This is a genomic window from Caulobacter sp. GW821-FHT10A06, assembly GCF_059415805.1.
In genome coordinates this window covers 49792-76106 of the sequence record NZ_JBWKNY010000003.1, presented here as the reverse complement: position 1 = coordinate 76106, position 26315 = coordinate 49792, and the positions used below count along the sequence as shown (strand labels likewise).

The 26315-nt window shown below is 68.2% G+C and carries 22 protein-coding genes; 10 read left to right on the top strand and 12 right to left on the bottom strand.

Annotated features, from left to right (window positions below):
• Window positions 1-10 precede the first annotated feature (10 nt).
• A complete protein-coding gene (locus tag AC07NF_RS08035) occupies window positions 11-2401 on the bottom strand; it encodes a TonB-dependent receptor (RefSeq protein WP_494633522.1) in 2391 nt (796 codons plus the stop codon).
• Between the two features lie 276 nt (window positions 2402-2677).
• On the opposite strand from AC07NF_RS08035, the gene AC07NF_RS08030 reads away from it, so the two are divergent.
• Window positions 2678-3865, top strand: a complete 1188-nt coding sequence (locus AC07NF_RS08030; RefSeq protein WP_492813684.1) for an acetyl-CoA C-acyltransferase — start codon at window positions 2678-2680, stop codon at window positions 3863-3865.
• Between the two features lie 286 nt (window positions 3866-4151).
• Window positions 4152-4289, top strand: a complete 138-nt coding sequence (locus AC07NF_RS08025; protein WP_492813682.1) for a hypothetical protein — start codon at window positions 4152-4154, stop codon at window positions 4287-4289.
• 60 nt (window positions 4290-4349) lie between these two features.
• Here AC07NF_RS08025 and AC07NF_RS08020 read toward each other — a convergent pair whose 3' ends face one another.
• On the bottom strand, window positions 4350-6275 hold the full coding sequence (locus AC07NF_RS08020; RefSeq protein ID WP_494633519.1) for a methyl-accepting chemotaxis protein: 1926 nt from the start codon (window positions 6273-6275) through the stop codon (window positions 4350-4352).
• A 263-nt stretch (window positions 6276-6538) separates the two neighbouring features.
• Window positions 6539-9436, bottom strand: coding sequence for a DNA polymerase I (gene polA / locus AC07NF_RS08015; protein WP_494633518.1), 2898 nt, complete (start codon window positions 9434-9436; stop codon window positions 6539-6541).
• 126 nt (window positions 9437-9562) lie between these two features.
• Between polA and AC07NF_RS08010 the strand changes: the two genes are divergently transcribed.
• From AC07NF_RS08010 to AC07NF_RS07995, 4 genes are all read left to right on the top strand, one after another.
• Window positions 9563-10897 (top strand): TonB family protein, encoded by a 1335-nt coding sequence (locus tag AC07NF_RS08010; protein WP_494633516.1) that lies wholly within the window; start codon window positions 9563-9565, stop codon window positions 10895-10897.
• Between the two features lie 98 nt (window positions 10898-10995).
• The gene (locus AC07NF_RS08005; protein WP_494633515.1) at window positions 10996-12024 is read left to right on the top strand and encodes an aspartate-semialdehyde dehydrogenase; all 1029 of its coding nucleotides are present in this window, start codon (window positions 10996-10998) and stop codon (window positions 12022-12024) included.
• A gap of 94 nt (window positions 12025-12118) precedes the next feature.
• Window positions 12119-13030: an EamA family transporter RarD gene (rarD, locus tag AC07NF_RS08000; protein WP_494633514.1), complete on the top strand. Its 912-nt coding sequence runs from the start codon at window positions 12119-12121 to the stop codon at window positions 13028-13030.
• A 22-nt stretch (window positions 13031-13052) separates the two neighbouring features.
• Window positions 13053-14447: an MFS transporter gene (locus tag AC07NF_RS07995; RefSeq protein ID WP_494633513.1), complete on the top strand. Its 1395-nt coding sequence runs from the start codon at window positions 13053-13055 to the stop codon at window positions 14445-14447.
• Here the strand turns inward: AC07NF_RS07995 and AC07NF_RS07990 are convergent.
• The 4 genes from AC07NF_RS07990 to ahcY all read right to left on the bottom strand — a co-directional run bounded on the left by AC07NF_RS07990 (window position 14392) and on the right by ahcY (window position 18738).
• On the bottom strand, window positions 14392-15177 hold the full coding sequence (locus AC07NF_RS07990; RefSeq protein WP_494633512.1) for a transporter: 786 nt from the start codon (window positions 15175-15177) through the stop codon (window positions 14392-14394). The two genes, AC07NF_RS07995 and AC07NF_RS07990, sit on opposite strands and share 56 nt — an antisense overlap.
• Window positions 15174-16301, bottom strand: a complete 1128-nt coding sequence (locus tag AC07NF_RS07985) for a serine hydrolase domain-containing protein (RefSeq protein WP_494633511.1) — start codon at window positions 16299-16301, stop codon at window positions 15174-15176. The genes AC07NF_RS07990 and AC07NF_RS07985 overlap by 4 nt, the downstream gene beginning before the upstream one ends.
• Before the next feature lie 3 nt (window positions 16302-16304).
• A complete protein-coding gene (locus AC07NF_RS07980; RefSeq protein WP_494633510.1) occupies window positions 16305-17156 on the bottom strand; it encodes a bifunctional hydroxymethylpyrimidine kinase/phosphomethylpyrimidine kinase in 852 nt (283 codons plus the stop codon).
• A gap of 190 nt (window positions 17157-17346) precedes the next feature.
• The gene (gene ahcY, locus AC07NF_RS07975) at window positions 17347-18738 is read right to left on the bottom strand and encodes an adenosylhomocysteinase (RefSeq protein WP_492813663.1); all 1392 of its coding nucleotides are present in this window, start codon (window positions 18736-18738) and stop codon (window positions 17347-17349) included.
• 162 nt (window positions 18739-18900) lie between these two features.
• Between ahcY and AC07NF_RS07970 the strand changes: the two genes are divergently transcribed.
• Window positions 18901-19731, top strand: coding sequence for a hypothetical protein (locus AC07NF_RS07970; RefSeq protein ID WP_494633508.1), 831 nt, complete (start codon window positions 18901-18903; stop codon window positions 19729-19731).
• Here the strand turns inward: AC07NF_RS07970 and AC07NF_RS07965 are convergent.
• Entirely contained in the window at window positions 19728-20738 is a 1011-nt protein-coding gene (locus tag AC07NF_RS07965) for a DUF1176 domain-containing protein (RefSeq protein WP_494633506.1), read from the bottom strand. The genes AC07NF_RS07970 and AC07NF_RS07965 overlap by 4 nt on opposite strands.
• Window positions 20738-23050 carry a cell cycle protein kinase DivL gene (gene divL, locus AC07NF_RS07960; protein ID WP_494633504.1) on the bottom strand — a complete coding sequence of 771 codons (2313 nt, stop codon included), beginning with the start codon at window positions 23048-23050 and terminating at the stop codon, window positions 20738-20740. Before divL ends, AC07NF_RS07965 begins: the two co-directional genes overlap by 1 nt.
• A 129-nt stretch (window positions 23051-23179) precedes the next feature.
• Between divL and AC07NF_RS07955 the strand changes: the two genes are divergently transcribed.
• Genes AC07NF_RS07955 through AC07NF_RS07945 form a run of 3 tightly spaced genes read left to right on the top strand, consistent with a single transcriptional unit; the run spans window position 23180 to window position 24482 of the window.
• A complete protein-coding gene (locus AC07NF_RS07955) occupies window positions 23180-23581 on the top strand; it encodes a metallopeptidase family protein (protein WP_494633501.1) in 402 nt (133 codons plus the stop codon).
• Window positions 23578-23985 (top strand): SWIM zinc finger family protein, encoded by a 408-nt coding sequence (locus AC07NF_RS07950; protein ID WP_494633499.1) that lies wholly within the window; start codon window positions 23578-23580, stop codon window positions 23983-23985. The genes AC07NF_RS07955 and AC07NF_RS07950 overlap by 4 nt, the downstream gene beginning before the upstream one ends.
• On the top strand, window positions 23985-24482 hold the full coding sequence (locus AC07NF_RS07945) for a GNAT family N-acetyltransferase (RefSeq protein WP_494633497.1): 498 nt from the start codon (window positions 23985-23987) through the stop codon (window positions 24480-24482). Before AC07NF_RS07950 ends, AC07NF_RS07945 begins: the two co-directional genes overlap by 1 nt.
• Before the next feature lies 1 nt (window position 24483).
• Here the strand turns inward: AC07NF_RS07945 and AC07NF_RS07940 are convergent, their stop codons facing one another.
• From AC07NF_RS07940 to AC07NF_RS07930, 3 genes are all read right to left on the bottom strand, one after another.
• A complete protein-coding gene (locus AC07NF_RS07940; RefSeq protein WP_492813653.1) occupies window positions 24484-24762 on the bottom strand; it encodes a hypothetical protein in 279 nt (92 codons plus the stop codon).
• A 65-nt stretch (window positions 24763-24827) separates the two neighbouring features.
• A complete protein-coding gene (locus AC07NF_RS07935; RefSeq protein ID WP_492813651.1) occupies window positions 24828-25310 on the bottom strand; it encodes a GFA family protein in 483 nt (160 codons plus the stop codon).
• A gap of 167 nt (window positions 25311-25477) precedes the next feature.
• On the bottom strand, window positions 25478-26176 hold the full coding sequence (locus AC07NF_RS07930) for an NAD-dependent deacylase (RefSeq protein WP_494633495.1): 699 nt from the start codon (window positions 26174-26176) through the stop codon (window positions 25478-25480).
• Window positions 26177-26315: the final 139 nt, after the last annotated feature.

Below are 26315 nucleotides of genomic sequence, written 5' to 3'. Positions count from 1 at the left end.
CTCTCTAGAGTTAGAACGACTTGCGGACCGTCACGCCCGCCGTGCGCGGCTGGCCCACCGAGTAGCCCAGGCGCGCCCGGCCGCCGCGTTCGCGGTCGAAGGACAGCAGGGCGTTCTCGTCGAACAGGTTGTTGACGTAGAGGGTGATGTCCACGCCGTCCGTCATCTCGACCCCGGCGCTGAGATTGACGATCTCATAGCTGGGCAGCTGCAGGTTCACGACCGTCGGCACGGTTCCCGTGGCCCCGCCGAACGGCAGGCCCGAGACGAACGAGCGCGGGTTATTCTCCTGGTCGCTGGCCTGGGTGAAGCGGTTGCCGATGTGCTGCACCGACGCCTTCAGATAGCCGTTCGCGCCGTCCCACACCTCGCGGCTGTAGGTGACGTCGAACGAGATCTGGAACTTCGGCACCGACGGTAGGCGGTTGCCCTCGCGGATGCCGCCGATCACCGCGCCGGTGCCGTCCTTCACCGTGGTGTCGAACTCGGCTTCCAGCAGGCTGCCCGAGAGGCCGATGTCCAGACCCGAGGCCAGGCGCGCGGTCAGCTCGCCCTCGATGCCCTTGGTATGGGCCTTGGCCACGTTGAACACCACGCGCGACGAGCACGAGCCGGCGTCCAGGGTGGTCTGCAGGTTCTTGATGTCGGTGTAGAACACCGCGCCGTTGAAGGTGACGCCGCCGAAGCGCGACTTCACACCGCCCTCGTAGTTCCACAGCGTCTCGTCGTCGTACTTCTGGTAACCGCCGAAGATCGCCCGGTCCTGGGCCGAGCACAGCGGCAGGTTCAGTGGGTCGTTGACGCCGCCCAGGCGGAAGCCCTTCGAGGCCTGGGCGTTGAAGGTGACCTGGTCGGTCGCCTCGTAGCTCAGCAGGAAGCGCGGGGTGAAGCCGTCCGACGAGGTCTTGTCGGTACGGTTGTCGCCGTTGGCGAACAGGCCGCCGGACTTGAACTGCCGTGTCTCGCTGAAGTCGTAGTAACGACCGCCCGCCGTCGCGGTCAGCTTGCCCAGGGTGTAGTTCACTTCCCCGAACACGGCCTTCTGCTTGATGTTGTAGGGCAGGTAGGCGTTGTACGGCGAGTTGGCCGCGAAGCCGTTGCGCACCGCCGCCGAGGTGCCGGCGCCCAAGGTGGCGTCCGTATAGGCGTCGTAGCCGGGGGTCGGCAGGGTCTGCTCATAGACGCGGTCGACCTTCGAATAGAAGCCGCCGATCACCCACTGGAACGGCCCTTCGCCGCTGGAGGCCAGGCGCAGTTCCTGGGTGAACTGTTCGAGGTCCGTGGTGTCGACCAGCTTGGACGGCAGGGTCACCGCCGCCGCCGGGAAGCCCAGGTCGACCGAGACGCTGCCCGACAGCGCGCTGGCGTCGCGGTTCACGGTGATGTTGCGGTCGATATAGCTGGTCACCGAGGTCAGCGTCGCGCCGCCGAGATTGAGGTTGGCGGTCAGATCCGCCAGCATCGTGTCGTCGGCGAAGCTCTCGTCCAGCAGCAGGTACTGCTCGCGCTCACCCAGGGTGATCTTGGGCCGCGTCGTGGTGTTGGGATTGGCGAAGAGGTTGAACGACTCCTGGCGGTTGAAGCCGTGGGCCCGGATCTCCTGGTAGACCAGGCGCGGGGTGAAGTTGAAGGTCTCGTTCGGTTCGACATAGAACGACACCCGGCCGCCGCGACGCGTGCCGTCATTGACGTTCTTCTCCTTCTTGCCGCCCTCCTTGAGCGCGTCGATGAAGCCGCCGTAGCGGGTCAGGTAGCCGACCGCGCGCATGGCGACCTTGTCGGAGATCGGGATGTTGACCGCGCCCTTCACGTGGCCGCCGAAGTCATCGCCGCCGACCAGGTTGGCGTTGGCCTCGAAGGTCCCTTCCTTCACGCCCAGCTTGGGCTGGTTGGTGATGTAGCGGATCGTGCCGCCCACCGAGCCCGAGCCGAACAGCGTGCCTTGCGGGCCACGCAGGGTCTCGACGCGGTTCAGGTCGAATAGGTCGATGTCGGGCGTGAACAGCGACAGCGAGATCACGGACTCGTCGAGATAGACCCCGACCTGTTCCTTGACGCCCGGCTGGTCGCGGACGACCTGGCCGGCCGAGACGCCGCGCACCGACACCTGGCTCTGGCCGGGGCCGAGGTTCTGGATCGTCAGGCCGGCGACGTTACGCGACAGGTCTTCCAGGGTGACGGCGCCCGAACGCTGGATGTCCTTTTCCGTCTGGGCGTTGATCGAGAAGGGGATGTCCTGGATCGTCGCGTCGCGCTTGGTGGCGGTGACGATGATCTCGTCGACGGCGGTGGAGTTCTGCTGCTGCGCCGCCGCGAGGGCTGGCGCCAGGATCAGTGTGGAGAGCGCGCTGGCGCCCAGCAGCGCGCGACGCGCCTGACGGCGCGATGTAGCTTTGGTCATTCTTACCTCCCGTACGGCATTTTTTGGCGCCGCGAGGTCGAGCTTGCGGCGCAATCGCAGCGTTCATCCTGGAATCACGGAAAGTCAACGCGAAACGAAAAGCTGAGAAATCAGTGTTTTAGACACCGGTGTCGGAAGCTTTCGAAATCGACGTATGAAAAGTGGGTCAGCCAGCGATCGGACTGACGTTGACGCGCACGTGATCTTTCGCACCGCGAAAAGCCGGTCTAGGGTGGGTGCAATTCAAACTAATGTTTTAACGGGGAGTGCGCCTCAATGCGCGAAGCGGTCATCGTCTCTTACGCCCGCACGGGCCTGGCCAAGTCCGTTCGCGGCGGCTTCAACAACACCCATGGCGCGGCCATGGCCGGTCACGCCATCCAGCACGCCGTGTCGCGCGCCGGCCTGGAAGGGGCCGAGGTCGAAGACGTCGTCCTGGGCTGCGGCGGCCCCGAAGGCGCCACCGGCATGAACGTCGCCCGCAACGCGGCGATGTGGGCCGGCTTGCCGGTGACCACCTCGGGCCAGACGGTCAACCGCTTCTGCTCGTCGGGCCTGCAGGCGATCGCCACGGCCGCCAACTATGTCCGCAACGACGGCGCGCCCGTCGCGGTCGGCGGCGGCGTCGAGTCGATCTCGCTGGTCAATGCCGGCGGCCACATGAACCGCTACCACATCACCGAAGAGAAGCTGCTCAAGACCCATCCGGCCCTGTGGATGGCCATGATCGACACCGCCGACATCGTCGCCAAGCGCTACAATGTCAGCCGCGAGTATCAGGACGAATACGCCCTGCGCAGCCAGCAGCGCATCGCCGCCGCGCAAGCCGCCGGCCTGTTCGACAACGAGATCGTGCCGATGGCCACCAAGATGAAGGTGGTCAACAAGGAGACCAAGGAAGAGAGCCTGGTCGACTACGTCGTCAGCAAGGACGAGTGCAATCGTCCCGAGACGACCCTGGAAGGCCTGGCCAAGCTGGAGCCGGTCAAAGGTCCGGGCAACTTCGTCACCGCCGGCAACGCCAGCCAGCTGTCGGACGGCGCCGCCGCCGTGGTGATCATGGAAGCCAAGGAAGCCGCCAAGCGCAACCTCGAGCCGCTGGGCCTGTTCAAGGGCTTCGCCATCGCCGGCTGCGAGCCCGACGAGATGGGCATCGGCCCGGTCTTCGCCGTGCCGCGCCTCCTGGAACGCCACGGCCTGAAGGTCGACGACATCGACCTGTGGGAGCTGAACGAAGCCTTCGCCAGCCAGTGCCTCTACAGCCGCGACAAGCTGGGCATCGACCCGGAGAAGTACAACGTCAACGGCGGCTCGATCGCCATCGGCCACCCCTTCGGCATGACCGGCGCCCGCTGCGCCGGCCACCTGCTGCTGGAAGGCAAGCGCCGCAAGGCCAAGCTAGGCGTGGTGACCATGTGCATCGGCGGCGGCATGGGCGCTGCCGGTCTTTTCGAAATCTTCTGATTTCGAAAAACCCGACAAAGAAGCGCTGCTGAAATCGCCTTCGCGATTTCAGTGGCGGTCTGTTCGAGATCTTCTAAACAGACCTCGAAAAGTTCCATTTCGCCCCTGAAATAAGGCCGGGAACCGTTAAGGCGGTTTCCGGCCTTTCTTGTCGGATCAGGACACCTTCGTCGCGTTTCCAGGAACGCTGGTCGACGAGCTCTTGAACCCGACGCGAGCGGGGCCATATGCGCCTCCGTCAGCGTCCGCGATTGTCGCTTCACGACGCAGACCAGAGATCAGGACCATGGCCAGCAAGGCCTTCTTCGCCGTCGCCCTCCTCATCGCCGCCGCCATCGGCCTGGCGTTGCCGACCCCCAATGCGCCGCATGGGCCGCAAACGACCCAGTCGTCGTTCCAGACGATCGCCCTGAACAAGGGCTGATAGAGAAAAGGCTCCCCGGTTTCCCGGAGAGCCCCTGAAGTCTCTACGATCGTCTAACGATCAGAACTCTTCCCAGTCCTCGCTGACCGCCACGGCGGCGTTGCCACGCGACACCGGCGCGGGACGCGAGACGGGCTTGGCCCGGTTGACCACCGGCGTCGCCGGGCGCTGACCCGGACGCGAAGCCTGCGGCACGGCGGCGTTTTCCGCGCCAACCTTGAAGCGCGACACCATGCTGGCCAGCGAGCCGGCTTCGTTCTTCAGCGAGTGGGTCGCGGCCGTGGCTTCTTCCACCATGGCGGCGTTCTGCTGGACGACCTGGTCCATCTGGTTCACGGCCGTGTTGACCTCGTTCAGGCCGGTGGCCTGCTCGGTGGTCGAGGCCGAAATCTCCTGCATCAGGGCGTCGATCGAGGCGACCTGCTCGACGATGCGGTTCAGCGCCTCGCCGGTCTGACCGACCAGGTCCACGCCGGCCCCGACCTGCTGGGTCGAGGTCGAGATCAGGGTCTTGATTTCCTTGGCCGCGTCGGCCGAACGCTGGGCCAGGGCCCGGACTTCCTGGGCGACGACCGCGAAACCACGGCCGGCTTCACCGGCGCGGGCGGCTTCGACACCGGCGTTCAGGGCCAGCAGGTTGGTCTGGAAGGCGATTTCGTCGATCACGCCGATGATCTGGCTGACCTGGCTGGACGAGGTCTCGATCTCCGTCATGGCCGAGACGGCCTGACCGACGATGCGGCCCGAGCGCTCGGCGTCCGAACGGGCGGCGGCCACGACCTGCGAGGCTTCCTTGGCGCCCGCGGCGGTCTTGCGGACCGTGGCGGTGATCTCGTCCAGGGCGGCGGCGGTCTCTTCCAGGGCGGCGGCCTGCTGCTCGGTGCGGCGCGACAGGTTGTTGGAGGCTTCGGCGATCTCGTCCGAACCCGCGTTGACGCCGCCGGTGGCCGCGACGATGGCCTTCATGGCTTCCTGCAGCTTGGCGACGGCTTCGTTGAAGTCCTCGCGCAGCTGCTGATAGCGGCCGGCGAACGGTGCGTCGATGCGGGCGGTCAGGTCGCCGCCGGCCAGGCGCGACAGGCCCGAGGCCAGGGCCTCGACCACTTCGGCCTGCTCGGCCTCGGCGGCGCGGCGCTCGTCGTCATTGGCGGCGCGGTCGCGCTCGGCGGCCGTGCGGGTGCTCTCGGCGTCCTGTTCGACGCGGATCTTGGCGATCGCGGCTTCCTTGAAGTGGATCACGGCGGCGGCCATCTGGCCGACTTCGTCGCGGCGATCGGTGGCCGGAACGTCGATGGCGTTGTCGCCCGAGGCCAGGCGGCGCATGGCGGCGGTCATGGCGGCGACCGGCTTGGCGATCGAGGTCGACAGCAGCAGACCACCGCCCAGGGCAATGGCGGCGCTCAGCAGGATGCCGGCGGTCAGCACCAGGTTCGACAGCGCCTGGGCCTTCTTCTGGGCCAGGGCCTCGGCGTCGATCTGGGCCTGGGCCCAGGTCTGGATGGCTTCCAGGGCGTCTTCGACCGGCACCACGGCCTTGTCGGCGACGCCGTCGTTACGGACCAGCTCGACGGCCTGCGGACGGGTGGCCGGATCGGCGCCCAGCTTCAGGGCCGGATCGATGGCTTCCTTGCGGTAGCCGGCATAGGCGTCGCGGATCGCCTGCACCTGGGCCTTGTCGGCCTGCAGCGTGTCCAGCTTGTCCAGGGCGCCGAAGAACTTGACCTTGTGCACGGTCTCGATGCGCTTGACGTAATAGTCGTCGCCCGAGAGCAGATAGCCGCGCAGCGAGTTTTCCTGGCGGGTCAGGCGGAAGGTGGCCGTGTCGGCCGCCTGCATCACCTTGTAGGCGCGGTCGGTGCGGGCGACCGAGTGTTCCAGGAGCTTGGAGTTGATGAACAACGCCACACCCATCGTCGCGATGGTCGTCAGCAGCACGCCGAACACGACCAGCAGTTTCGTGGGGATCCTGAAATTGCCGAAATTCACCGCAGCCTCCGAGGTTCTCGCGAGGTTCGGTCAGGACGAGACTAGCCCCCTAGCCTGCGTGCAACCGAACACACCGCCATCTTTGAGGTCTACAAGGTTGCTGGGCTGTTAACTGTACTGTGGCGGAAGGTCGCAGGATCCTTCGGGTTTCCGTCACAAACTCAACGACTTGCGTACAAGTTGCAGACGCTCGGCCAATACCTGCGCGCGAACGCGGCGAGGCCGGCGACAGCCGGCACTCGCTCCGAACACGGACAAAACCCTTAGTGCGCCTCGTCCCAGTTCCTGGCGGCGCGGGCGTCAACGGTCAGCGGGATCGACAGGGCGACGGCCGGCTCGGCGGCCTTTTCCATCACCGCCTTCACCACGTCGCAGGTCCGCTCGGCCTCGCCTTCGGGGACTTCGAAGACCAGTTCGTCGTGCACCTGCAACAGCATCTTGGCCTCCAGGCCAGCGGCCGTCAGGGCGGCGGGCATGCGGACCATCGCCCGGCGCATGACGTCGGCGGCCGCGCCCTGGATCGGGGCATTGATCGCCGCGCGCTCGGCGAACTGCCGGTGGGCGGCGGACTTGGCCTCGATGTCCGGAATATTGATCTTCCGACCGAAGATGGTCGTGACATAGCCGTGCTCGCGCACGAAGGCCTTGGTCGCGTCCATATAGGCCTGGATGCCCGGGAAGCGCTCGAAATAGGTCTTGATATAGGCCCCGGCCTCGCCCTGGCCGATGCCCAGCTGGTTGGCCAGGCCGAATGCGCTGATGCCGTAGACGATGCCGAAATTGATGGCCTTGGCCCGGCGGCGGATCATCGGGTCCATGCCCTCGATCGGCGTGTCGAACATCTCCGAGGCCGTCATGGCGTGGATGTCCAGGCCTTCCTGGAAGGCCTTCTTCAGCTGCGGGATGTCGCCGATATGGGCTAGGAGGCGCAGTTCGATCTGGCTGTAGTCAGCGCTGATCAGCACATTGCCCGGCGCGGCCACGAACGCCTTGCGAATCTTGCGGCCTTCCTCGGTGCGGACCGGGATGTTCTGCAGGTTGGGATCGGACGAGGACAGCCGCCCCGTCGTCGTCGCGGCCAGGGCGTAGGAGGTGTGCACCCGGCCCGTGGACTCGGCGATCGCGGCGATCAGGTTCTCGGTATAGGTGCCCTTCAGCTTGGACAGTTGACGCCAGTCCAGCAGGACACGGGGCAGCTCGTGCTCCAGGGCCAGGCTTTCCAGCACGTCGCTGTCGGTCGACCACTGGCCGGTGGCGGTCTTCTTGCCGCCCTTCATGCTCATCTCGCCAAACAGCACGTCGCCGATCTGCTTGGGGCTGCCCAGGTTGAACGGACGCCCGACCAGCTCCTGGGCGCGCTCCTCGAACTTGGCCATGCGCAGCGAGAACTCGTTGGAGAGCAGGCGCAGCGCCTCGGGATCGACGCGGACGCCGTTGTTCTCCATCTGGGCCAGCACGGTCGGCAGCGGGCGTTCCAGGGTCTCGTAGACGGTCGCCAGCCCCTCGCGCGCCAGACGGGGTTTCAGCACCTGCCACAGGCGCAGGGTGACGTCGGCGTCCTCGGCGGCGTAGGCCGTCGCCTCGGGCAGGGCCACATGCTTGAAGCTGATCTGGCCCTTGCCCGTGCCGCACACCTGCTTGAACGGGATCGGCTTGTGACCCAGCCACAGCTCCGACAGCTCGTCCATGCCGTGACCGTGCAGGCCGGCCTCCAGCACGTAGGAGATCAGCATGGTGTCGTCGATCGGCGCGACCTGGATGCCGTACCGCGACAGCACCGCGATGTCGTACTTGGCGTTCTGGGCAACCTTCAGCACCGCGGGATCTTCCAGCAGCGGCTTGAGGGTCGCGATCACGTCGGCCAGCGGGATCTGCTCGATGTCGGCCGGGGCCTCGAAGGCCAGGCCGTCGGCCTTCTCGCAGTGGCCCAGCGGGATGTAGCAGGCCTCGCCCGCCGCCACGGCCAGGGAGATGCCGCATAGGCCGGCGGTGGCCGAACCCAGCGCGTCGGTCTCGGTGTCGAAGGCCACGACGCCCTTGGCGGTCGCCTTGGCCACCCAGGCCTTCAGAGTGTCGAGGTCGCGGACGCAGGCATAGGCCGCGTGGTCGATCTTGACCGGCTTGGCCACCGGATTGGCGGCGGCGCGGGCGGCCGCGCCCATGTACGAGACCGTGGTGACCGGGGCCTTGGGCTGAGCCGCCGGCGGGCGGTCCAGCGTCCCCGGCGTCGCCGCGGCCGAGCCGTCGCCGACCCGGCGGGCCAGGGTGCGGAATTCCATCTGCTCGAGGAAGGCGGCCAGCACTTCCTTGTCGGGCTCGCGCACCTTCAGCTCGTCCAGCGGCTGGGGCAGTGGCGTGTCGCAGTCCAGCTTCACCAGGGCCCGCGACAGGCGGATCTGGTCGGCGAAGTTGATCAGGGTCTCGCGGCGCTTGGGCTGCTTGATCTCGCCGGCCCGGGCCAGCAGCGTGTCGAGGTCGCCATATTCGGTGATCAGCTGGGCGGCGGTCTTGATGCCGATGCCCGGCGCGCCCGGGACGTTGTCGACGCTGTCGCCGCACAGGGCCTGAACGTCCACGACCTTGTCGGGATAGACGCCGAACTTCTCGAACACCTGCTCGCGGTCGATGCGCAGGCCCTTCATCGGGTCGAACATCGAGACGCCGTCGCCGACCAGCTGCATCAGGTCCTTGTCGGACGAGACGATGATCGCCTCGCCGCCGACCTCGCGAGCCTTGCAGGCATAGGCGGCGATCAGGTCGTCGGCCTCGTAGCCGGGCAGCTCGATGGCCGGTACGCCGAACGCCAGGGTCGCCTCGCGCACCAGCGGGAACTGCGGGATCAGGTCTTCCGGCGGCGGCGGGCGGTGAGCCTTGTACTGGTCGTACAGGCTGTTGCGGAACGTCTTCTCAGAGTGGTCCCAGATCACGGCCAGGTGCGTGGGCGTGTCGCCCTGCATGTCGCGCATCAGCTTCCACAGCATGTTGCAGAAGCCCTGGACGGCGCCCACCGGTAGGCCATCGCTCTTGCGGGTCAGCGGCGGCAGCGCGTGATAGGCGCGGAACAGATAGGCCGAGCCATCGACCAGGAAGAGCCGGACGGCGGGGCCGTCCTGGGTCAGTTCGGAAGCGTTCGGAAGCGGGGGCGCGGCGACGTCGGTCATGCCGGCAACATAGGGGGCCGAGAGTGCGTCGGGAACCCTCTGGCGAACCGCGAATGACTGGCTTATTCTCCACTTAAGGTCGAGCAGCGAAGGGGTCGCGCGCCGGCCTCTGCTCAGGGTTTCACCGTGTTGCGTAAGCTTCTGCCGGCGCTGCTCGTCGCCGGCCTTTCCATCGCCTGTGTCCACGCCGCCTGGGCCGACGATGACGACGACAATCCGGTCAAGACCGAGGGCTGGAAACCGCGCTTCCAGGTTCACGTGCCCAAGGACAAGCTCAAGGCCGCCTTCCCCAAGGGCGCGAAGGCCACCGGCAAGGCGTCGCTGGACTGCGTGGCGGCCGAGGGCGGCAAGCTGGCCGACTGCAAGATCGCCAAGGAAGACCCCGCCGGCCAGGGCTTCGGCCAGGCGGCGCTGTCGGTGGTGGGCTACGAGCGGATCAAGGCCACGGACGACGCCGGCGCCTCGGTGGTCGGGCGGCCGGTGCGGACCAACTTCGAGTTCCTGGCCCCCGGCGACGCCAATCCCGACTGGCTGCGCAAGCCGACCGGCGCCCAGATCGCCAACGTCTTCCCCAAGAAGGCCATCGAGGACGGCATCGCCGGCAAGGCCACGATCCAGTGCCAGGTCACCGTCGAGGGCTTCCTGCAGAACTGCTTCGTGCGCAGCGAGTCGCCCAAGGGTTACGACTTCGGCCTGGCCGGCCTGCAGCTGGCCCCGCAATTCCTGATGACGCCCAAGATCCGTGGCGGCCAGGCCGTGACCGGCGGCAAGGTGACGATCCCGATCAACTGGGGCGCGCCCAATCCTTCCATGATCCTGGGGAGCACCGCGGTCGTGCTGGATCCGCCGTGGACTCGCGTCCCGACCCAGGCCGCGGTCGACGCCGCCTGGCCCAAGGAGGCCGCCGGCCTGCCCTCGGGCCAGGCCGCCCTGCGCTGCGGGCTGGACAAGACCGGCGGGCTGGACGACTGCGAGGTCATCACCGAACTGCCGCGCGGCAAGGGTTTCGGCAAGGCCGCCAAGGCCCTGGCCAAGGACTTCCGCCTCACCTTCGCGCCCGAGGAGGCCAAGGCGGTCAAGCGCGTGAAGATCGACGTGCCGTTCCGCTTCCGTGACCCGGCCACGCCCGATGCGCGCAAGCTGACCAAGCCGCGCTGGATCCGCACCCTGGGTCCCGACGCCATGGTCGCGGTCTATCCAGAGGCGGCGGTCAAGGCCGGCGTACGCTCCGGAGAAGGCGCGGTGACCTGCACCGTCACCGCCACGGGCGAACTCGCCGACTGCCAGGCCGCGCGCGAGACGCCGGCCGGCCTCGACTTCGGCGCCGCGGCGATCAAGGCCGCCGCGATCATGCGCATGAACCCGTGGACCAAGGAGGGCGACACGGTCGACGGCCTGCGCATCACCATCCCGATGAGCTTCACCCTGGAGGACGTGCCGGCCGCGCCGCCTAAGCCCTAAAGACCCCGCCAGCTTTCCTCGCCTTGCACGCGGAGAGCATGAGGCGTACGGGAACCACGCTCCGCGCGGTACGCGGACAGAAGTTTCAGGAGAGCGCGATGGGTTACCGGGTCGCCGTGGTCGGCGCCACGGGCAATGTGGGCCGCGAGATGTTCAACATCCTCGAGGAAGTCAAATTCCCGGTCGACAAGATGCACGCCATCGCCAGCCGCAAATCCATCGGCGTGGAAGTCTCGTTCGGCAACAAGATCCTGCACTGCGAGGACCTTGAGCAGTTCGACTTCTCGACCGTCGACATCGTGCTGATGAGCGCCGGCGGCGCCATCTCCAAGGCGTGGGGCGAGAAGATCGGCGCGGCCGGTCCGATCGTCATCGACAACTCGAGCCACTTCCGGATGGATCCGGACGTGCCGCTGGTGGTGCCGGAAGTGAACCCGAACGCCGTCGACAATCTGCCCAAGAACATCATCGCCAACCCCAACTGCTCGACCGCGCAGCTGGTGGTGGTGCTGGCGCCCCTGCACGCCGAAGCCAAGATCAAGCGCGTCGTCGTCTCGACCTACCAGTCGGTGTCGGGCGCCGGCAAAGAGGGCATGGACGAGCTGTGGGATCAGACCAAGGGCGTCTTCGTCCTGGGCGCCCCGCCGCCCAAGAAGTTCACCAAGCAAATCGCCTTCAACGTCATCCCGCACATCGATGTGTTCATGGAGGACGGCTACACGAAGGAAGAGTGGAAGATGATGGCCGAGACCAAGAAGATCTTGGATCCGGCGATCAAGCTGACGGCCACCGCCGTGCGCGTGCCGGTCATGGTCGGCCACGCCGAGTCGGTGAACATCGAGTTCGAGACCCCGCTGGACGAGGAAGACGTCCGCGAGATCCTGCGCGACGCCGACGGCGTGGAAGTCATCGATAAGCGCGAGGACGGCGGCTACATGACGCCGAAGGAAGCTGCCGGCGAGTTCCCGGTCTATGTCTCGCGCATTCGCACCGACCCGACCGTCGAGAACGGCATCGCCCTGTGGTGCGTGGCCGACAATCTGCGCAAGGGCGCGGCGCTGAACGCCGTGCAGATTGCTCAGCTCCTGCACGACAAGGGCCTGATCAAGCAGAAGACCCCCGCCTAAGATCCGAAATCCGCAACAAGCGGGTGGAAATCAGGGCTCCCGGGGCAGACCTCCCGGGAGCCCTTTTTCATTTCAGAGCATGAAGGACGACGCCATGTCGGCGAGCGTGAACGAGACCCAGACCGAAAGCCGCGCCGCCTATGCCGCCGGCGTCGGCTGCTACGTGCTGTGGGGCTTCCTGCCGCTGTATTTCCACCTGCTGTCGAACCTGGGCGTCACCTCGTGGGAGATGATTGCTCACCGCTCGCTGTGGTCAGTGCTGTGGGCCGGGGGCCTGGTCCTGATCGCCAAACAGGGCGGCCAGGTCGCCCAGGTGCTGCGCCAGCCCAGGACGCTGGGCGTGCTGCTGCTGTCGACGGCCGCGATCTTCAGCAACTGGACGATCTACGTCTTCGCGGTCAACGCCGGCCACGTGATCGAGGCCAGCCTGGGCTATTACATCAACCCGCTGATGAACATGGCCGCCGGCGCCCTGCTGTTCCGCGAGCGCATGACCACCGAAGGCAAGATCGCCATCGGCTTCGCGGCCGTCGGCGTGGCCATCCAGACCCTGGCCCTGGGCCACCTGCCGATCGTCTCGCTGGGTCTGGCCTTGACCTTCTGCGCCTACGCCATCCTGCGCAAACAAGTGAAGGCCGACGCCCAGACCGGCCTGTTCATCGAGTGCGCCTATCTGGCGCTGCCGGGCCTGGCCTATGTCTGGTTCCTGCAATCGAGCGGCCAGGGGCACTTCGGCGGCGGCGCGGGGGTCACCGGCCTGCTGGCCCTGGCCGGCCCGGCCACGGTGGTGCCGCTGGCCCTGTTCGCCTGGTCGGCCCGCCGCCTGCCGCTCAGCGCCGTCGGCTTTCTGCAGTTCATCGCCCCGACCCTGCAGTTCGCCCTGGGCGTGGCGTTCGGCGAGGCGTTCACGCCGCTGCGGGCGCTGTCGTTCGTGTTCATCTGGCTGGGCGTGGCGACCTTCGCCTACGGCGCCTGGAAGAAGACGCGAGCCCTGGCGCCGGCCTGACGCCCGGTCCATGGTCGCGGCCATGGACGAGAGCATTTCCAAAGGTCGCGGCCGGCTGATCCTGGCCGCGACCGTGCTGGGCTCCAGCCTGGCCTTCATCGACGGCTCGGTCGTCAACGTCGCCCTGCCGACGATCCGCCAGGCGCTGGACGCGCGCCCGGAAGAGATCCAGTGGATCGTCAACGCCTACCTGCTGTTGCTTGGTTCGTTGGTCCTGATCGGCGGCTCGGCCGGCGACCGCTGGGGGCGGAGGAAGGTGTTCGTGGTCGGGGTCGGCCTGTTCGCCCTCGCCTCCCTGGCCTGCGCTCTCGCCCCCACCATCGCCTGGCTGATCGCCGCCCGCGCCTTGCAAGGGATCGCCGCCGCCCTGGCCGTGCCGGCCAGCCTGGCGATCCTGGGCGCGGCCTTCGACGAAGAGCGGCGTGGGCCGATGATCGGGGCCTGGGCGGGGTTCGGCGCGGTGACCGGGGCGCTGGGGCCGGTGCTGGGTGGTTGGTTGGTCGACGCGGTGTCGTGGCGCGCCGTCTTCCTGATCAACCTGCCGATCGCCGCCGCCACCGTCTGGCTGACCCTGAAAGCGGTCCCCGAGAGCCGCGATCCGGACGTCCAGCATCTGGACTGGCGCGGCGCGATCCTGGCCGCCGCCGGCCTGGGCGCCTTGACCTGGGGCCTGACGGCGGCCGGCGAGCGTGGCTGGACCAGCCCCGCCGTCTGGAGCGCCATCGTCGCCGGCGCCGCGATCCTGGTCGGCTTCGTGGTGCTGCAAGGCCGCGAGAAACATCCGATGATGCCGCTGTCGCTGTACCGCTCACCGACCTTCAGCGGGGCCAACCTGCTGACCCTGGCGCTGTATTTCGGCCTCACCGGCGCGATGTTCTTCCTGCCCTACGAGCTGATCGCCAAGCACGGCTACAAGGCCGCCGAGGCGGGCGCGACCCTGCTGCCGCTATCCGCTGTAATGGGGACGCTGTCGGGCTTGGCCGGGCGGATCGCCAACAAGGTCGGGGCGCGGGTGATGCTGACCGTGGGACCGATCACCGCCGGGATCGGCTTTGCCTTGCTGGGCATGCCGTGGATCGCCAGCGGCTTCTGGACGGGCGTGCTACCCGGTCTGCTGGTGCTGGCTCTCGGCATGACGATCAGCGTCGCGCCCCTGACCAGCACGGTGATGGCGGCGGTCCCGTCCAGCCATTCCGGCGTCGCCTCGGGCATCAATAACGCCGTCGCCCGTATCGCCGGCCTGCTGGCCGTGGCGGTGCTAGGCCTCGTCTATTTCGCGCCCGGAGGCGGCGGTTATCCGTGGGTGATGGGGATCAGCGCCGTGGCGGCGATCGTGGCGGGCCTCGTGGGCGCGGCGACGATCAGAAGCGGTGGGCCAGGCCCACGACCAGCTCCAGGTCCGGCGTCCGCCGGTTAAGGCCGACATAGGCCGAGGCGTCCAGCTGAACGTCGTGCAGCTGCTTGGGCGTCCAGGCGGCGGTCAGGTCGAAGCTGGCCTGGGTGACATGGCCCGACGGATCGTCGTCGCGATCGACCCACAGCTCGGCGCCCAGGTTCACCGGCCCCACCGCGCGACCGACACCGCCGGCCAGGGCGTAGCCGGCGTGGCGCCCAGCGCTCGAGGCGTTCTCCCGCGCCTCGACCTGCGGCGACAGGCTGAGCGACCAGTCGCCGTTCAGCGGGATCGAGACCGGGACGACCACCCCGCCCTGCCAGACGTCGCCGCCGATCCCGTGCGAGCCGGTCGGGGCGGTGACATAGGGCTGGACGGCGATCGACAGGCCATCGCCCGCCGGGTTCTTCAGAGACCACCGCAAAGCCGCGCCCAGGTCGCCAGCGCCGGAGACGGTGTCGACCACGCCATGATCCTTGGTCCGCACGCGCTCGTGAGCGGTCCAGCTCAGCTGGCCTTCGACGGTCGAGGACAGACCCAGCCGCAGCTCCAGCCCGCCATACGAGACGTCATCTACCGAAACCCCGCCGCCGCGCATGAAGGCCGCGTCGACACCGCCGACCTCGGCCTGGAAGCGGCCCCTGTCCAGGACGCAGGGCGGCGAACCCTTGCCGGGCCGGTCGGCGCAGAAGTCGCGCTCCTCGGCATGCGCCGCGCCCGCCAGAACCAGGAAGGCGAGCGCCGCGCGGATCACAGCGAAGCGTAGGCCGCTTCGATCAGCTTCACCGCGCGCGGATCGCCGATCAGGGCCGCGCCCTGCTTGTTCATCACATAGGCCCCCGAGACGCCGCGCGTCGGGTCGGCGAAGGCGCACGAGCCGCCCCAGCCCGAGTGGCCGAACGCCTCGGCCGTCGGGCCGTAGAACATGTTCGGCTCATTACGCATGAAGCCCGCGCCCCAGCTGATCTCGTAGGGCAACACGAGGTCCTGGCCACGGATGCGCTGGGCGCTGGCGGCCTTGATGCCCGCCGGGGTGATCAGCGAGCGGCCATCCAGGCTGCCGCCGCTGGCCAGGGCGCCCATCAGGCGGGCCAGGGCCGGCGCGGTGGCGTGGCCGTTGGCCGAGGGGATCTCAGCCCGCCGCCACTCGGCCGCGCTCTTGCCGCCGGGCGACGACCAGGGCTTGAGGAAGGCGGCGGTCAGGGCGGGATTGATCTCGCCGAACTGCGGCATGGCGGTCGGGCGCATCAGGTCGGCGACACGGCCGTGCTCGCTGTCGGGCAGGCCGATCCAGATATCCAGGCCCAGCGGCGCGGCGATATCCTCGCGCAGCGCGGCTCCCATGGTCCGGCCGTCGACGCGGCGGAAGATCTCGCCGGCGATGTAGCCGTAGGTCACCGGGTGATAGCCGCTGGCCGAGCCGATCGGGAACAGCGGCGCCATGGCCGCCAGCTTGGCGCAGGTCGCGTCCCAATCGAACCACAGGGCCGGATCGGTCTCGTCCGGGAAACCCGACAGGCCAGCCTGGTGCGACAGGGCCTGTTCGACCGTGACCTCGGCCTTGCCGTTCTGCGCGAACTCCGGCCAGACATCGGCGACGGGCTGGTCATAGGCCAGGCGGCCTTCATCGACGAGCCGCGCGACCAGCAGGGCCGCCACGGCCTTGGTGGTCGAGAACAGGGCCGTCAGGGTGTTGGGGCCGAAGGGCGTCTCGCGCTTGCGGTCGGCATAGCCGCCCATCAGGTCGACGACGATCTCGCCATCGATGGCGAAGGCGAAGCGCGCGCCTAGCTCGCCGTTATTCTCGAAATTGGCTTCGAAGACGTCGCGGACGCGGGCGAAGCGGTCAGGGCAGACGCCAGTGATCTCGACGCTCATCGCTTAGGCCAGTCGCTCGATGCGCACAGTCGGCGAGGTCTGCTTGATACGCGCGCCCATGGCCACGATCGGCAGCTCCGGAGCGTTCCAGATGTTGGCGGCGGTGATGGTTTCGGCCACGCCGCCGACGGCTCGGGCCAGGCCGTACGAGAAGGTCTGCCCCTCCAGGATCGAGGCGGCGTAGAGGGCGGTCAGCAGGTCGCCTGTGCCGTTGGGGGCGCGCTCGGTCTTGGCGTGAGCGGCCAGCCAGGCTTCCTTGTGGTCAGCCAGGACGGCGCCGATCTCGGTCCCGCGCTGGACGGATGAGACCAGGGTCGTCTTGCCGAGCAGGCGCGAGGCCTTCATGGCCGAGATCGGGTCGCGGGCGTCGGTTCCGGTCAGCTTCTGCAGCTCCCAGGAATTGCACGCCACGACGTCGGCGCGCGGGATCAGGTCGGCGATGATCTCGTCGGCGGTCTCGGTCGGGATGTACAGGCCCTTGCCGGCGTCGCCCATGGTCGGGTCGACCACCACGATGGGCCGACGCGTCGCCGCGCCGTTGGGACGGGGGGCTTCGCGCACCGCGTCGATCACCCGCGCGGCGGCCCGGACCTGGGCGGCGGTGGCGAAGTAGCCGGTGATGACCAGATCGACGAGACCGAACAGCCCGTTGGCCTCGATGCCGTCCAGCATGCCCTCGAACACCTCGATCGGCACGGGCGCGCCGCCGGGCAGGCCCCAGCCGGGGTGGCGGCCATACAGAACCGTCGGCACGACCATCGAGTCGATGCGGAATTGCGCCAGGGCGGTGGCCTGAGCCGTCGCGCCCACCTGGCTGCCGGCGACGTGGCTGGAAAGGATCAAGGCTAGCGGCATGCAAAAGCGATTAGCCGAGCAATGCGGACTTGAATAGGGCGCTTTCGCTGAAGCGATCAAAAGAGAAAGGCCCGCCATCGCTGGCAGGCCTTCCCCTTGGATTTTCAAACGATTTCCGTAGCGGAACTGTCGCTAATTCTGTTGACGCGCGTCCGGGCGGCGAACCGCCCACACTTCGCCTGACGCGCTCTTAGTAGCGATAGTGGTCCGGCTTGAACGGACCGGTTTCCGGCACGCCGATATAGTCGGCCTGATCCTTGCGCAGGGTCGAGAGCTTCGCGCCCAGCTTCTCCAGGTGGAGGAAGGCGACCTTCTCGTCCAGGTGCTTGGGCAGGGTGTAGACTTGGTTCTGGTAGGCGTCCTTGTTCGTCCAGAGCTCGATCTGAGCCAGCGTCTGGTTGGTGAACGAGGCCGACATCACGAACGAGGGGTGGCCCGTGGCGTTGCCCAGGTTCACCAGACGACCTTCCGACAGCAGGATGATCTTCTTGCCGTCCGGGAATTCCACGTGGTGGACCTGCGGCTTGATCTCGTCCCACTTGAAGTTCTTCAGGCCGGCGACCTGAATTTCCGAGTCGAAGTGGCCGATGTTGCAGACGATGGCGTTGTTCCGCATCTGCCGCATGTGATCGACGGTGATGACGTCCTTGTTGCCCGTGGCGGTGACGAAGATGTCGGCGCGGCCGGCGACGTCGTCCAGGGTCTGGACTTCATAGCCTTCCATCGCCGCCTGCAGGGCGCAGATCGGGTCGATTTCGGTGACGATCACGCGAGCGCCGCCTTGGCGCAGCGAGGCGGCCGAGCCCTTGCCCACGTCGCCGTAGCCGCAGACCACCGCGACCTTGCCCGACAGCATGACGTCGGTGCCGCGACGGATGGCGTCGACCAGCGATTCACGGCAGCCGTACAGGTTGTCGAACTTCGACTTGGTGACGCTGTCGTTGACGTTGATGGCCGGGAACGGCAGGTCGCCCTTGGCGGCCATCTGGTACAGGCGGTGCACGCCCGTGGTGGTCTCTTCCGAGACGCCGCCGATGGCCGCGCGGATGGCCGAGTAGAAGCCCGGCTTTTCAGCCAGGTACTTCTTCATCACGGCGAACAGCGCTTCTTCTTCTTCGTTCTGCGGGTTGTTCAGGATCGACGGATCCTTCTCGGCCTTGGGGCCCAGCACGCAGAGCAGGGTGGCGTCGCCGCCGTCGTCCAGGATCAGGTTCGGGTAGCCGCCGTCGTGCCACTCGAAGATCTTGTGGGCGTATTCCCAGTACTCGACCAGGTTCTCACCCTTGAAGGCGAACACCGGCACGCCCGAGGCGGCGATGGCGGCCGCGGCGTGGTCCTGGGTCGAGAAGATGTTGCACGACGCCCAGCGGACTTCGGCGCCCAGGGCGGTCAGCGTCTCGATCAGCACGCCGGTCTGGATGGTCATGTGCAGGCTGCCGGCGATGCGGGCGCCCTTCAGGATCTGCTGCGGACCGTACTCGGCGCGCGTGGCCATCAGGCCCGGCATTTCGGTCTCGGCGATAGCCAGTTCCTTGCGGCCGTAGTCGGCGAGCGAGATGTCCTTGACGATGTAGTCGGCCACGTGCGGCTCCTGCGTCGGGTCGTGGAAGTGAGGGTCTTGGGCGCAGTCTATACAACCCCGAGCCCTATCGAGCAATTAACGCATAAAGATATCTTTATGTCTGTCGGAAGTTGACACATCGTCGATTTGCGCGCGCATTAGTTGAGCATATGGAGATGCTCAATGTCAGGACTTCTTCTGGCCTTCGCCCTGCTGGCGGCCGACGCGCCGCCCCTGGACGAACAGAGCCTGCGCCAGGCCATGACCGAGGCCGCCGCCAACCCCGGCGCCCGCGCCCTCACCGGCCAGCGCTTTCGCCTCGTCACCCGCTTTGTCGAGGAGAAGCCGCGCAAGTACGGCATCTTCAAGCAGTCCGGCCGCTGGCTGTACGACCGCAAGAAGCAAACGCTGGTCACCTCGGTCGGCCTGGGCGAGATCACCGACCGTAACTTCGGGACCTTCAAGGAAAGCGGCCTGGCCGCCCTGCCGCCGCTGCAGTCGTTCTTCTTCAACGTCGACACCCGGCGCGGGCCACAGCTGGACGCCAAGGGCCGGCCGCCGGCGTTCATCGTGCGGTCGGCGGTTACGGGGATCCGGCCAGGAATTCCGGGTCGCCAACCACCACCCACATCCAGCTATGAACTGGCGGACTCGACTCGCGCCGTCAGCTTCGGCCTGGCTATTCCCTACGAGGAGAACGGCCCCTCGGCCCTGCCGGCGGGCATGGCTCCGCTGGAGGTCAGCCAGGCGCGCGGTCGCCGCGACCACGCCGAACGTTTCGCTCGCGACCTGACCCTGGTGGTCGAGGGCGAGATCACCGATCTGGGCCAAAAATCGCAGGTGTTCTGCGGCGGCTATCGCGGCGCGCTGACCTTCAAGGACCTGACCGGCAATACCCCGAACTGGATCAAGGACCGCCAGTGCTTCGTTACGGCGCGGATCGACCACGTCCAGGTGATGCGTGGCGAAAAGGAAGTCAGCGCCTGGCCCAAGGCAGCCAAGGCGGCGGACTAGCGCGTGCGGTACATCGTGACCCAGTAGTCCTCGGGCAGGCCTCGGCAGATCTGCAGCTCGGTCCGCTCGATCAGAACGAAGCCCTTGCCCGTCCAGGCATAGGTGCGGGACTCGCCGCAGTCGGCCAGGCCCCGCCCCTTGGCGTAGCTGTAGAGCTTCTGGTCGTCGGTGTTGAACACGGCGTTGGTGGCCATGGCCCGAGCGTCGCCCGCCCCGCCCAGGTCGGCCAGGCGGACATGGCCGCCCTTCTCGTCGGCCAGCACCAGGGCCGAACTGATCTGATAGGCACCGACCCAGCAGGGGATCACCCACAGCACCACGCCCGGCGCCAGACGGTTCGAACTCGGTTCCTCGGGCGCCTGCGCCTGGCAGTCCATCGGTTTCACCGCGATCAGCACGGCGGCCGGCGGGGTGTCGGTCAGGCCGTCCTGATTCACAGCCTTGGCCGCCCGGACCAGCGGCGCGAGCGGCGGCGGTGGAACCTCCGAGGCTGGGGCGGCGCCCTTGGCGACCAGGGCGGTGACGCCGCCGACGCGCTTCTGGCGATCGTCCATCCAGCGCAGACTGGCCGAGCCTCCGGCCAGCGACACGGTGGCGACGGTGCGTTGGCCGTCCTTGGCCTCCAGCGCCTCGCCGCGTGCGATCGCGGCCAGCAGCGCTGGCGTCTGGGCCGGCGAGACCGACCAGGTGCGGTATTCGTCGTCCGCCCCCTCGGGCCGCTCGGTGCGCGCCACGGCCTTGCCGTCGACCGACAGGGCCAGGGGTCCGGAAACGCCCTTGGCGGTCTCGGCGTCGATGCCCAGGTCCAGCGTGGCGACCGCCTCGGCCTCAGCGTCGCGCCGTACACGCAGGACCACGCCGTAGGCGTCCTCGGGCGGGAAGCCATAGGCCGTGCATGAGCGGATATTGTCGCAGGCGACCCACCAGTCCTTGATGACCACGTCCTCGGCCCGCGCCGGCGCGGCGATCGCCAGCAGCCCCGCCAGCAGGACCGCCGCGCGAAACACTAGAAGCCCAGTTCCGGCTGCATGGCGCCCGGCTGCTGGGTCTCGGGCAGGTGACAGGTGAAGGTCGAGCCGGCGCCCGGCTCGCTCTCCAGCGCCACCCAGCCGCCGTGCAGCTCGACCAGCGCCTTCACGAGGGCCAGGCCCAGGCCCGGGCCGCCGCGATCGCGGCCGACGAAGCGGTCGAAGATGTGGGCCTGGACGTGGAACGGCACGCCGCGGCCGGTGTCGGAGACGTCCAGCCGCACCTCGCCCAGGGCGCGGCGGGCTTGCAGGGTCACGCGACCGCCGGGCGGGGTCTGGCGCAGGGCGTTCTCGACCAGGTGATCCAGGGTCTGGGCCAGGCGCTTGGCGTCGCCACGGATCAGGCCGACGTCCTCCTCGCACTCGACCGCCAGGGTGACGGCGCCCAGCTGGGCGTCCTTCAGGGCGCGCTCCTGGGCGTTGAGCAGCAGGTCGGCGACGCGGATGTCCTCGATCTCCAGCGCCATCTCGCCGGCGTCGATCTGGGCCATGTCCAGCACGTCGTCGATCGAGCGGGCCAACTGGGTGGCGGCGGCGCGGACGGCGGCCACATGATTGCGACCGCGCTCGGAGATGCCGTCGGCGCGCTCCAGGAGTTCAGAGTAGCCGATGATCGTCGTCAGCGGCGTGCGCAGCTCGTACGAGACGTTGCCGACGAAGTCGCGCTTCAGCCGCTCGGCCTCGGCCAGGGCGGCGGAGCGGTCGGACAGGGCGTTCTGCAGGTCGCGGGTGTCGGTGACGTCGGCGAAGGCGATCAGGGTCGCGCCGTCCGGCAGCGGCCGGCTCTGATAGACCACGATGCGGTCGTCCGAGGTGCGGACCTCGCCCGAGGTCGGGGCGCGCATCTGCGGATCGGGATCGGCCACCCGACCCTTCAGCTCGCGCCAGAAAGCCAGGTCGTGCAGGCGCGGCACGCACAGCTCGACCACGCCCTCGAAGTCGCCAGCCGCCTCCAGCGAGAAGGCGCTGACGTTCCAGAAGGTCTCGAAGGCTTCGTTGTGCAGGCGCAGGCGGCCGTCCGAGCCGAACACCGCGACGGCGTCGTTCAGCTTGTCGAGGGTCGCCTGCTGCACCTGGATCAGGGCGTTGTACTGGGCCTTCAGGCGCAGCTCGCCGGTGATGTCGGAATAGATCAGCAGCATGCCGCCCAGCGGGTGAGGCTGGCGCACGACCTTGAGGGTGCGTCCGTCGGGCAGGTGCCACAGGTCGTCGGCCTGGGGTCCCAGGTCCTCGTAGCGGGCCAGCTCAGCGGCCTTCCAGCCGGAATAGTCAATGCTCTCGGGCAGGCGGCGGCGCTGACGCAGGCGGTCCAGGATCTCGCCGTGGGTCGGACGGTCGCTCAGCCAGGCCGGCTCCAGGCCCCACAGCTCGGCGAACGAGGTGTTGTAGTAAGACAGCCGCCGCGTCTGGCTGAAGATCGCCACGGCCTCGGCGATGTGGTTCAGGGTCTCGTCGTGGGCCTCGACGTGCTTGCGGAAGGCGTCGCGGACGTCCTCGATCTCGGTGACGTCGGCGCAGAACACGCCCACCCCGCCGCCGTCCAGCGGCTGGGCCGACAGGCGGAACGCCCGGCGGCGGCCTTCCAGATTGATCCAGCGCAGGGCCTCGCGACGCTCGCCCTTCTCGACGGCCTCGACGACCAGGGCGTCGGCGGCGCGATCGAAGCTCTTGCCGGCCAGGGCCGCCGCCGAGGCCGAGGCCGCGCCGACCGCGCGGATGAAGGCGTCGTTGCCCCAGGCCGGCTGGCCGTCGGCGCCGGCGATCCAGGCGGGCTCGGCCACGCTGTCGACAAAGGCGGCGAAGCGGGTCGCCGACGGCAGGTTGGCGTCACCGCCGCTGGCGGGCGCCAGGCGCAGCCAGGCTACAGCGCCGGCCGCGCGGCCCTCGACCGAGATCCAGCCGCCGCTGCCGCGGGCCTCGAACACGCAAGGCTCGCCGCGCTCGAACAGGGCCGTCAGCTTCTGGGCGTGACCCGGATCGACCGCGCCCAGGGCCGCGACCACCGCATCGACATCGGCCGGCGCGCCCAGCACACGGGCGCAGGCGGCCAGGCCCTCGGCCCCGGCGGCCAGGCTGGGACGGCCGCCCTCGACGGCCAGCACGGCGGTGTCGAAGGCCTCGACCCAGGCAGGCGCATCCAGGGCGTCACCGCCTTGCAGCGTCAGCCGGTTCTTCAGCGCGGCGAGGCGAGCCTCGTAGTTACGGCGCTGCCCCAGCGACCACAGGGTCACGCAAATGGCGAGGCAAACCGCGCCAGCCGCCGCCGCGAGGATCAGGTCGTACGAAGTCATCAGTGCGCCCAGCGGGTCCTCGAATCAGACTTTCAGAATAGTCCGCCTATGGCCAGGGGGGCTATGGGCCAGAGGGGGTATGACTTGGAGGCTATGGCGTCGCGCGCCAATCGCTCTATTTGGAGGGTCATGACCTGGTCCGACCGCTCCGCGCCATCCCTCGACGACTTCGCCGTCCTGGCCAAGCAGGCCTTCGACGCCCTGCCTGACGACTTTCGCAAGCTGTCGGGCGACGTGGTCATCCGGGTCGACGACTTTCCGGCCGAGGACGTCCTGGACAGCCTGGGCATCGAAGATCCCTTCGAGCTGACCGGCCTCTACCAGGGCGTGGACCTGGGCCGCCGCTCGGTTCTGGACTACGCGACCGAGCCGTCGCGGGTGTTCCTGTATCGCCGTCCGATCCTGGACGAGTGGGCCGAGCGCGGCGACGTCTCCTTGAGCGACCTGATCGCCCACGTGCTGGTCCACGAGATCGGCCACCATTTCGGCCTGTCGGACGACGACATCCACCGCATCGAGGACGAGGAATGAGCCTGTTCGACGTAGAGTCCTGGAAAGAGCGCATGGACGAGCGCTGGTTCGACACCGGCGTGGCCATGGCCGAGAAGGGTGACGTCGACCTCGTCGCGATCGAGGACGAGAAGGTCACCGCCCACGTCACCGGCAGCGTCGGCGACCTCTATGTCGTGGAACTGCGCGCCCCGAACGGCGAGGGGTCCTGCACCTGCCCGGGCTTCGAGAAGTTCGGCGCCTGCAAGCACCAGGCGGCCGTGGTGACGGCGGCCAACGCGGCCGACCTGACCAAGGTCCGCGACCGCATGGCCAAGCTGCGCGACGGCCTGGCGCTGGACACCAAGGATGCCCTGGTCGAACGCCTGGCCGAGCTGGCCCGCGTGCAGCCGGGGGTGCTGGCGGCGCTGGAGGGGCGCGGCTGATGGAGACGTTCGCGACCGCGCGGCTGAAGGCTACAAAGCTCTCGCCGGCGGATCGCGACGACCTGGTGGCGCTGCACCTCGATCCGGAAGCCTCACGCTATCTGGGCGGCGTCCGTTCGCCCGACGCCACCGACGCCTATATCGAGACCGGCCTGCGCCACTGGGATGACCACGGCATCGGCCTGTGGAGCCTGCGCGACGCCGACGGCGCCTTCGTCGGCCGCTCGGCGCTGCGTTATATCGACCTGGAAGGCGTCCGCGAATTCGAGATCGCCTACGCCCTGGCCCGCCCCGCCTGGGGCCAGGGCCTGGCGACCGAGATCGCCACGGCGATGGTCGATCTCTGGCGAGAGCGGTGCGACCAGCCCGAACTGGTCGGCGTCGTCGTGAAGGGCAATGCGGGCTCGGAAAACGTCCTGCGCAAGGTCGGCTTCGCCTATGAACGCGACGCGCGGTTCCATGAGGCGGACTGCGGCGTCTTCCGGCTGCGGCGCTAGCTCACCAGAGGCGGCGGACCGGACCCCAGGCGGGGATCTCCGCCGCGTGGGTCACGACGAGGCCATCGGGATGGCGGACCTGGACTCGAAACTCCAGCGCCCGGTCGCGGCTCAGCAGAAAGCCGCCTGATCCGATGTTGCGCACGCTCAGCACCACGCCCTCATCGGCGAAGTGGGCCCGGATCCGGTGCGCCGAGATACGCCTGACGGCCAGGACGGCGACGACAAAAACCGCCGCGACGGCGGCCTGGCTGAAAAACGGAGCAAAGGAGCCGTGCACGGCGCCCTCCATAGAACCTCGACCTTAGATGGCGCGCCCGTCGCACCCCGCCAAGGGCGCGGCGCTCAAAGAAAATCGTCGAGCGCGGCGCGTTTGCGCTTTGGCTTGGGCCGCTCCCACATCACGCCGGGATAACCCTTCAGCGGGACCAGCTTGCCGCCGCCATAGGCCCAGTCGGGCGCCTCGTCCAAAGACGTGTGGTAGCGCGGCTCGCGTCCGGTGCGGCCGGCGAACAGGGCGCGAGGCAGGTTGATCATGGTGGGGCTGCGCTTGCGCTCCATGAAGATCGGCGTGCCACAGCGGCTGCAGAAGCCCCGGGTTGTGCCTTCGTGCTCGTGGCGGGTGACCAGGTCCTCGCCGTCCAGCCAGCGGAAACGGCTGCGATAGCTGGCTGTGTAGGTGACATAGGCGCAGCCCTGGGCGTGGCGGCTGGCGGCCGAGTGGTCGTGGAACGACCAGCGGGCCGGGATGCCGATCGCCAGGCGGACCGCGCCGCACGCGCAGGCGCCTTCGGCTTCCTCGGCGGGGGGTTTGAGGGGCTTGGGCATGGGGGCGGCTCCTGTACTGACTTTCCATAGCCCAACTGCTGCCAGTCGCTGTCAGGATCCAAGATCCTCCCCCTAGCGGGGGAGGTGTCGACGCGGAGCGGCGACGGAGGGGGAAGAGACCGGGCCAGGACAAGTTCCCCCTCCGGCGCTTCGCGCCACTTCCCCCGCTAGGGGGAGGATCTGAGCATCTTCTCCACCCACGCCGGCACCACCTCACTTGCCGGGCCGTACAGCTTCTCGTCGAACACGTAGGCGTTGGCCGACGGCTCGAGATTGATCTCGCACGTCGTGATTCCCATCGCCCGGGCCTCGGTCACGAACCCGGCCGCCGGATACACGGACCCCGACGTCCCGATCGAGACGAACAGATCCGCCTCGCTCAGCGCCGCCTCGATCTCGTCCATGTAGAGCGGCATCTCACCGAACCAGACCACATGCGGCCTTGCCCCGTCGTCCCGCCCGCAAGCCTCGCACACGGCCTCTGCCGTCAAAGCCCCACTATCCACCCGCGTCGCCTGGCAGTGATCGCAGCGGGTCACCGCCAGCTCGCCGTGCATGTGGATCACGCGCCGCGACCCCGCCTTCTCGTGCAGGTCGTCGACGTTCTGGGTGCAGAGGAAGAGGTCATCGCCCAGCGCGGCCTCCAGCCGCGCCAGGGCCACATGCGCGGCATTGGGCGCCGCGTCCGCCAGATTGACCCGCCGCGCATTGTAGAAGTCCCGCACCAGCGCCGGATTGCGCGCGAAGCCTTCCGGCGTGGCGACCTCATTGAGATCGTACTTGGTCCACACCCCGTCCTTGTCGCGGAAGGTGCCCAGGCCGCTCTCGGCCGAGACGCCGGCTCCGGTCAGCACGAAAATCTTCATTCCGACTCCAGACGATGAAGGTGACGCTGCCGTCATTTTTAATTTGACCCGCCCGCTCACTTGAGTTGACAGTGTTTAGATAGCCGAGAGACCGCGCAAGGCGGCCCGGCCATATGGACGTCGACCCGGCCGATAGGGA